The organism is Bradyrhizobium sp. sGM-13, from assembly GCF_018398875.1.
In the GTDB taxonomy this organism is placed as follows: Bacteria; Pseudomonadota; Alphaproteobacteria; order Rhizobiales; family Xanthobacteraceae; genus Bradyrhizobium.
Map to the genome: position 1 here is coordinate 19,832 of NZ_JAGWDK010000047.1, position 8,000 is coordinate 27,831.

At 60.9% G+C, this 8,000-nt stretch carries 6 protein-coding genes and 2 tRNA genes; 5 read left to right on the top strand and 3 right to left on the bottom strand.

Annotated elements, in window-relative coordinates; genetic code table 11:
- Positions 1–51 precede the first annotated feature (51 nt).
- The 3 genes from lon to KJQ96_RS34555 all read left to right on the top strand — a co-directional run bounded on the left by lon (position 52) and on the right by KJQ96_RS34555 (position 3,244).
- Positions 52–2,478 carry an endopeptidase La gene (gene lon / locus KJQ96_RS34545; protein ID WP_213290706.1) on the top strand — a complete coding sequence of 809 codons (2,427 nt, stop codon included), beginning with the start codon at positions 52–54 and terminating at the stop codon, positions 2,476–2,478.
- A gap of 123 nt (positions 2,479–2,601) precedes the next feature.
- Complete coding sequence (locus tag KJQ96_RS34550) at positions 2,602–3,003, top strand: GFA family protein (RefSeq protein ID WP_213290707.1); 402 nt, start codon at positions 2,602–2,604, stop codon at positions 3,001–3,003.
- 164 nt (positions 3,004–3,167) lie between these two features.
- Positions 3,168–3,244: transfer RNA gene (locus tag KJQ96_RS34555), tRNA-Val, on the top strand.
- A gap of 132 nt (positions 3,245–3,376) precedes the next feature.
- On the opposite strand, the gene KJQ96_RS34560 is transcribed toward KJQ96_RS34555, so the two are convergent.
- Positions 3,377–4,030, bottom strand: a complete 654-nt coding sequence (locus KJQ96_RS34560; protein WP_309142514.1) for a hypothetical protein — start codon at positions 4,028–4,030, stop codon at positions 3,377–3,379.
- A gap of 864 nt (positions 4,031–4,894) precedes the next feature.
- Here KJQ96_RS34560 and KJQ96_RS34565 point away from each other — a divergent pair.
- Positions 4,895–5,755 (top strand): class I SAM-dependent methyltransferase, encoded by an 861-nt coding sequence (locus tag KJQ96_RS34565; protein ID WP_213290708.1) that lies wholly within the window; start codon positions 4,895–4,897, stop codon positions 5,753–5,755.
- A gap of 116 nt (positions 5,756–5,871) precedes the next feature.
- Here KJQ96_RS34565 and pepT read toward each other — a convergent pair whose 3' ends face one another.
- Positions 5,872–7,128 carry a peptidase T gene (gene pepT / locus KJQ96_RS34570; RefSeq protein WP_213290709.1) on the bottom strand — a complete coding sequence of 419 codons (1,257 nt, stop codon included), beginning with the start codon at positions 7,126–7,128 and terminating at the stop codon, positions 5,872–5,874.
- Positions 7,129–7,235: 107 nt separating this feature from the next.
- Complete coding sequence (locus tag KJQ96_RS34575) at positions 7,236–7,535, bottom strand: HU family DNA-binding protein (RefSeq protein WP_213290710.1); 300 nt, start codon at positions 7,533–7,535, stop codon at positions 7,236–7,238.
- A 323-nt stretch (positions 7,536–7,858) separates the two neighbouring features.
- On the opposite strand from KJQ96_RS34575, the gene KJQ96_RS34580 reads away from it, so the two are divergent.
- Positions 7,859–7,935, top strand: a tRNA-Asp gene (locus KJQ96_RS34580).
- Positions 7,936–8,000: the final 65 nt, after the last annotated feature.

Consider the following 8,000-nt stretch of genomic DNA (forward strand, 5'->3'; position numbering starts at 1 on the left):
GCGCAAGCGATGCGGACTGCGTGCAAGGGGGCAAAACAGAAGGAATAGGCCATGACGACTCCAAAAACCCGGCCAACCATCGTTCTCGGCGAAAGCCATTCGTATCCGGTGCTGCCGCTCCGCGACATCGTCGTATTTCCGCACATGATCGTGCCGCTGTTCGTCGGCCGCGAGAAATCGATCCGCGCCCTCGAAGAGGTGATGAAGAACGACGCGCTGATCCTGCTCGCGACGCAGAAGAACGCGTCCGATGACGATCCAAGTCCGGATTCCATCTACGAAGTCGGTACGCTCGCCAGCGTGCTGCAGCTCCTGAAACTTCCCGACGGCACCGTGAAGGTGCTGGTCGAAGGGCTCGAGCGCGCGCGTGTACAAAAGTATTCCGACCGCATCGAATATTACGAGGCGACCGCGATCGCGCTCGCCGATACCGACGCCAACTCGGTTGAAGCCGAAGCTCTGGCGCGCTCGGTCGTGTCCGACTTCGAAAGCTACGTGAAGCTGAACAAGAAGATCTCCGCCGAAGTCGTCGGCGTGGTTCAGGCGATCACTGATTTCGCCAAGCTCAGCGATCAGGTCGCCCAGCATCTCGCCGTCAAGATCGCCGATCGTCAGGGCATCCTGGAGACGTTGTCCGTCACGCAGCGCCTGGAGAAGGTGCTGGGCCTGATGGAGAGCGAAATCTCGGTGCTGCAGGTCGAGAAGCGCATCCGCTCGCGCGTCAAGCGCCAGATGGAGAAGACCCAGCGCGAGTATTACCTGAACGAGCAGATGAAGGCGATCCAGAAGGAGCTCGGCGACGACGAAGGTCGCGACGAGCTGGCCGATCTGGAAGAGAAGATTGCCAAGACCAAGCTTTCCAAGGAAGCGCGGGAGAAGGCGCAGCACGAGTTGAAGAAGCTGCGCCAGATGTCGCCAATGTCCGCGGAAGCCACCGTCGTGCGCAACTACCTCGACTGGCTGTTGTCGATTCCGTGGAACAAGAAGTCCAAGGTCAAGAAGGACCTCGAGCAGGCCCAGGCCGTGCTGGACTCCGACCATTACGGGCTCGAGAAGGTCAAGGACCGCATCGTCGAGTATCTCGCCGTGCAGTCGCGCGCCAACAAGCTGACCGGACCGATCCTGTGTCTGGTCGGGCCTCCCGGCGTCGGCAAGACTTCGCTCGGCAAGTCGATCGCAAAAGCCACGGGCCGCGAATTCGTGCGCGTCTCGCTCGGCGGCGTGCGTGACGAGGCCGAAATCCGCGGTCACCGCCGCACCTATATCGGCTCGATGCCCGGCAAGATCATCCAGTCGATGCGCAAGGCCAAGACCTCGAATCCGCTGTTCCTGTTGGACGAGATCGACAAGATGGGCGCCGATTTCCGCGGCGATCCGTCGTCGGCGCTGCTCGAGGTCCTCGACCCCGAGCAGAACTCGACCTTCAACGACCACTATCTGGAGGTCGATTACGATCTGTCGAACGTCATGTTCATCACGACCGCGAATACGCTCAATATTCCGGGGCCGCTGATGGACCGCATGGAGATCATCCGGATCGCCGGCTACACCGAGAACGAGAAGGTCGAGATCGCGCGCAAGCACCTGATCCCGAACGCCATCTCCAAGCATGGCCTCGATTCCAAGGAATGGTCGATCGACGACGATGCTCTGCTGTTGATGATCCGCCGCTACACCCGTGAAGCGGGCGTGCGTAACCTGGAGCGTGAGCTCTCCACACTCGCCCGCAAGGCGGTGAAGGAGCTGATGATCTCCAAGAAGAAGTCGGTCAAGGTCACCGAGAAGACTCTCGAAGACTTCCTCGGCGTGCCGAAGTACCGCTTCGGCGAGATCGAGAGCGAGCCGCAGGTCGGTATCGTCACGGGTCTGGCCTGGACCGATGTCGGCGGCGAGCTGCTGACGATCGAAGGCGTCATGATGCCCGGCAAGGGCAAGATGACGGTCACGGGCAACCTGCGCGACGTGATGAAGGAGTCGATTTCGGCAGCAGCGTCCTACGTGCGCTCACGGGCGATCAACTACGGCGTCGAGCCGCCGCTGTTCGACAAGCGCGACATCCACGTCCACGTGCCGGAGGGCGCAACCCCGAAGGACGGACCGTCGGCGGGTGTGGCGATGGCCACCGCGATCATATCGGTCATGACCGGCATTCCGGTCCGGCACGATGTCGCGATGACCGGTGAGATCACGCTGCGTGGTCGTGTGCTGCCGATCGGTGGCCTGAAGGAGAAGCTGCTTGCGGCCGCCCGTGGCGGCATCAAGACGGTGCTGATCCCCGAGGACAACGCCAAGGATCTCACGGAGATTTCCGATGCGATCAAGGGCGGTATGGACATCGTCCCGGTTGCTCGGCTCGATGACGTCGTCGCCAAGGCGCTGGTCCGCGCCCCAGTGCCGATCGTCTGGGAAGAGGACACCAAGGTGCCAGTCAAGCAGGACGCCTCGGACGAGGCGGCCGGTGGCCTGACGGCCCACTGAACTCGATCAGCCACCACTGATCATCGAACTGAAATGATAAAACGGCGCCTTCGGGCGCCGTTTTTGTTTGTGGGGATGGGAGCTCGGTTTGAACCTCGGCCCGGCGGACGGCGTTGATGAGGGATGGAAATCGACGGGCAATGCCATTGCGGGCGGGTGACCTATCGGGCCGACATCGACCCTGAAAAAGTATCGATCTGTCACTGCACCGATTGCCAGAACCTGACGGGCTCGCCGTACCGGGTGACGGTGATCTGTTCGGCCGAGCAGGTCCGCATGACCGGCGCGCCGGCGAAGGTCTATCCGAAGAAGGGCGACAATGGCCGGACTCGCTTTCAGCACTTTTGCGAAATCTGCGGCTCGCCATTGTTCACCAGCGGAGACGGCGGACCAGACGATTGGGGCATCCGCTGGGGCAGCATCCGCCAGCGCGATCAGCTCAAGCCAGTGCGTCAAATCTGGTGCCGCTCCGCCGCGCCGTGGATCGACGAGATTGGGGCGTTGCCGGGGCGGCCGGGCGACTAGAGCCGTTTCGGTTCTGATTGAATCAGAACCGGGCTCTAGGTTTTGTTTTGACGCGTTTTCTTGACGCGAACCGGTGGCCACTTCGCTGGAAAACGCTCTAGTGCAACAGCGCGGATATCCCACCTTGCACCAAAGGGGGTCGAGAGGCTAAACAGGCGGCTTACGGGCGGCTAGCTCAGCTGGTTAGAGCATCTCGTTTACACCGAGAGGGTCGGGAGTTCGAATCTCTCGCCGCCTACCAGCCTTCGCCCCTGCGGGGCTTCGGCTCGGCATGCCAGCCTTCGCGCAGTGGCGCGACCGCTTGCTCCTCCGCAGGACGAAGGCCGTCGCGCCGAGCTTGAAGAGCGAAGGCGGACTGGCCTTCTCTTCTCATTCAACCTTGTGGGGTTGTCGTGGTAGCCGGGAGAATTAGGGGCGCTCCTCCAACCGAAACTGGCCCCACAGGTTGAGGCTGCCGAGCCATCTTCTTGCGCACTACTCGGGATAGCCGGTCTTGAGCGTGCCTTGCTGAAATGGAGGAAGTTATTTCCGGCTTTATTGCATTTTGCAGCGAGTCGACCTTCGCCATAAGCTTGGAAAGCTGAGCAGATATCTTCTTCACGTCTTCATGTTCATCCGCAATCTGAGCAGATATTTTCTTCACACTGGCTCGCTCATCCACGACGCTTTGTCTCAGAGAAGCAAGCGCAATTGAATCCTGCTGAAGAAGAGCTGTGTTTTGCTGCAACAGGATATTGTTCTCTTGCAGCGCGACAACGTGTTGCTGTTGAGCCGACTGAATATCCTTCAATGCGGCGACAGCCGGATCTGCTATCGGATCGGAAGCTTTCTGATGTGGAAGCAGTTCGGCCAAACGGCTGATATCCGGCAGGGTAAAATCCGGCGGCAGCGTATAGACGGCCGCCGCACTGTTTATTCCAAGAGCGAACACCGCTAGCGCCAAGACCGATTTCCGGCTCGATTGCTTGCTCGGTGCCGTGGATTCGGGTTGTTCGGTTTGGCTCTGCGTTTCCGATGCCGTGGTCACCTGTACTAACCTCAAATGAGTGAAATGAAAAAGGAGCCGTCGCTGGATCGTCCCTCGCGACGGCTCCCTTACGCGACACTCAACTAGAACTGCCTGAAATAATAGGCCTATGAGATTAATTCGGCGTTAGCGCCTCCAGGGCGCAAGCTACCGCCGAAGCTCGTTGAGGCGACGACGGACCTGATCGACATCGAACCGAGCTTCCGATCACGATGCGTAATAGAGGACGCCATTTCCAGCAATCTAAACGCTAACAGGTGCAGCGCGGGGCGGCGCGGAGCAATGTCGCACCACCCCGCAACCCTGAACCCTTACAGTTGACCTCTACAAGTCTGGCGATACCGACGGCAATTTCCTTCGCCGCGTTCACCCAACTCATCCTTGTTGAGGCAAGCATATCTCAATTCGGCGCACACATCCCTGCGAACTGGTCGCCCGCAGGCCTCCCGATATCTGCGGCAATTGCCTTCGCCCCGCTCCCCCAGCGCGTCCTTGTTTTCGCAGGCAAGCCTTAGTTGCTCGCAGCGCCCACCTCCTCGATCTACTCGGACGCCTCCCGGTCCAATCTCAATGGATTGAGAAAAGGCCGAAATCGGAATTATAAAGAGAGCGGCCGCCGCTGCGGCGCCGTACGCATATTTGCGCATCCCATTCATCTTGATCCCTCCAGGTGCTAGTGCCGGTCAGTTGCCTTGCGGCAATAGATCACGCGAAAGGCGGGATATCGTTCCGAAGGAAATGCACGAAAGTGTAGTTATGACTGTAAATCTCGGGATACATGAACAAACTAAGCGGCATCACGGCAATGATACGGCAACGGGTACAGGTGCGACGGACGTTCGAAATTGCAAAAGGAACACGCCAATGGACACACCGGCAAGCCACGAACAAAACGCCGACCAGGTCGCCTACTGGAACGGTCCGGCCGGACAGCGCTGGGCGGAGCGGCAGGCAGCGCAGGACGTACTGCTCAAGCCGGTCGCCGACCTTGTCGTCGACCGGGCCAGGCTGAAGCCGGGCGACCGCGTCATCGATATCGGTTGCGGCAGTGGTGCCACCGCGATTGCGTTCGCGCAAAAGGTCGCGCCATCGGGCCATGTGCTCGGCATCGACGTATCCGGCCCGATGCTGGAGCGGGCGCGGCAGGCTGCGCCGAAGGATCTGCCGATCGATTTCGTTCTGGCGGATGCCACCGTCTATCCGTTCGAACTTGCCGGCTTCGATGTGCTGGCCTCGCGGTTCGGCGTGATGTTCTTTGCCGATCCGGCGCTATCCTTCTCGAACATGCGCAGGGCACTGAAGCCATCGGGCCGGCTGGCGTTCGCCTGCTGGCGCGAGCCGCGCGAAAATCCGTTCTTCATGGCGCCGCTTGCGGCCGCCTACAAGCACGTGCCAAAGCTGCCGCAGCTTGGGCCGGAAGACCCCGGGCCATTTGCGTTTGCCTCGGAGGAGCGCGTGCGCCGTATCCTGGACGCGGCCGGCTTTACCGGCGTCGAAATGGAAGCGTGTCCGCTGTTGCTGGATGCAGCGATCGGCCGCGGCCTCGACGGCGCGGTGCAGGGTGCGATGGAGATCGGCCCGGTGAGCCGTGCGCTGGACGGCCAGCCGGAAGAAGCTCGCGCTGCCGTCGCCGCGTCGATCCACGAAGCGCTGACGCCGTTCGCGAGGGGCGACGCGGTGTTGCTCCCGGCGTCGGTCTGGATTGTGACCGCAAAGGCGTCGTAATTGGCGTCCGCGCAAAGCTCTCTCCCGGTCATTGCGAGGAGCGAAGCGACGAAGCAATCCATGTTTCAGCATTTGCCGATGGATGCGTTGACAGCAGAGAGCGGCGCGCGGACTCGCTACGCCCGCTCTTCCCAAATCATCGCCAAATGCACGATGGTCTCCGCCGCCTTCTCCATATCTTGACGGCTGACCCATTCCAGCCGCGAATGGAAGGCGTGTTCGCCGGCAAAAATGTTGGGGCAGGGCAGGCCCATGAAGGACAGGCGTGAGCCGTCGGTGCCGCCGCGGATCGAGCTTCGCACCGGTGTCAGCCCGGCGCGCTTGATCGCCTCGATGGCGTACTCGACCGTCTCGGGGTGGCGGTCGATCACCTGTTTCATGTTGCGGTATTGCGGCTTGACCTCCATCCGGTAGGTCGAGCGCGGATAGTCCTTCATCACGTTTTTGACGATGTCTTCGAGCAGGGCTTCCTTTTGCTGCAGGCCCTCGTCGGTGAAATCGCGCACGATGAAGCCGATGGTGGCTTTCTCCAGCGCGCCCGAAATGCCGATCGGGTGCAGAAAACCTTCTTTGCCTTCGGTCGTCTCAGGCGAGCAGGTATCCTTGGGCAGGCGGTCGATGATGGCGGCTGCGATCTTGATCGCGTGCTCCATCTTGCCTTTGGCAAAGCCGGGATGGGTCGAGACGCCTTCGATGGTGACGGTGGCGCCGTCGGCTGAAAAGGTTTCGTCCTCGATATGCCCGGCGCTTTCGCCGTCCATCGTATAGGCGAAGTCGGCGCCGAGCTTTTTCAGGTCGACCTTGTCGACGCCGCGGCCGATCTCTTCATCCGGCGTGAACAGGATCTTGATGGTGCCGTGCTTGATATGCGGGTTCTGAATTAGAAACCGCGCCGCGTCCATGATCTCGGCGAGGCCGGCCTTGTTATCGGCGCCGAGCAGCGTGGTGCCGTCGGTCGTGATGATGTCGTGGCCGATCTGGCCGGCGAGCGCAGGATGGTCGGCAAAGCGGATCACCTGGGTGGGATCAGCCGGCAGCACGATGTCGCCGCCGCGATAGTTCTTCACGATCTGCGGCTTGACGTTGGCGCCGGTGCAGTCCGGGGAAGTGTCCATATGCGAGCAGAAGCAGATTACCGGGACCTTCTTCTCGGTGGTGGCCGGGATTGTCGCGTAGACATAGCCGTGCTTGTCGAGATGGGCGTCGGTGAGCCCCATCGCCTGCAGCTCTGACGCCAGCAGGCGGCCCAGATTCTTCTGCTTCTCGGTGGACGGGCAGGTCGGCGAGGCCGGATCGGACTGGGTGTCGATCACGACATAGCGCAGGAGGCGCTCGGTGACGTCGTGGGTGAAGGCGAGGGGCGAACGCGGCATGACGATCCGGAAAAGTTGAGCAAGGAAAGCGCTCTATAACAGAAAGCGCCATTCCCGGTCCCTGCCGGAATGGCGCTTCTGGTGCGATCGGTCTAGGGGAGTCTTGGTCAGACCGCTTCCTTCAGTTCCTTGGCTGCGCGGAACGCGACCTTCTTGCTGGCCTTGATCTGGATCGGCTCGCCAGTGGCGGGGTTGCGCCCGGTGCGGGCGGCGCGCTTGCGGACCTGGAGAATGCCGAGACCAACGATCCTGATCCGCTCGCCCTTTTTCAGGTGTTTTGTGATCTTGCCGACCATGTCGGTCAGCATCGCCTCGGCGGCTTTTTTCGACAGATCATGTTCCTCGGCCAGAGCCGCTGCCAGATGCTTCAGTGTGATGGTGGCTGGAGCCGCCGCTTTCTTCGCCATGTCTGGCCCTCCTCGTTGGTTGAATGGCTTTGAGCGCGTTCGTTGCTGCCGGTCCGCGCTGGGAAAATGCGTTCGTGGTGACTTGAAACCCGGGGGTTCCGGTACAGCCGGAGCGGGGAGGATTTCAAGAAACCCAGACGTAGCAGGCCTCAAATGATTCGGATAATCGCCTCCTGCGCTGTTTTACCTGAAAACAGGCGGTTATTTGCATCACAATCGTAGAAACGCCCGTCTGGCGCGGGGATCTGCAACGTCCTTGACTAAGCGGGAGCGGGCCTTTATGCCCTCGGTTCTGCGCGGGTCAGGATCTGATTACGGCATCCGCGGGAGTAGCTCAGTTGGTTAGAGCGCCGCCCTGTCACGGCGGAGGCCGCGGGTTCGAGTCCCGTCTCTCGCGCCATTTTCTCGATGTGTCCGGCCCGGACACATAGGTAACAAACTGTACCTAAGACATGGGTGACAACC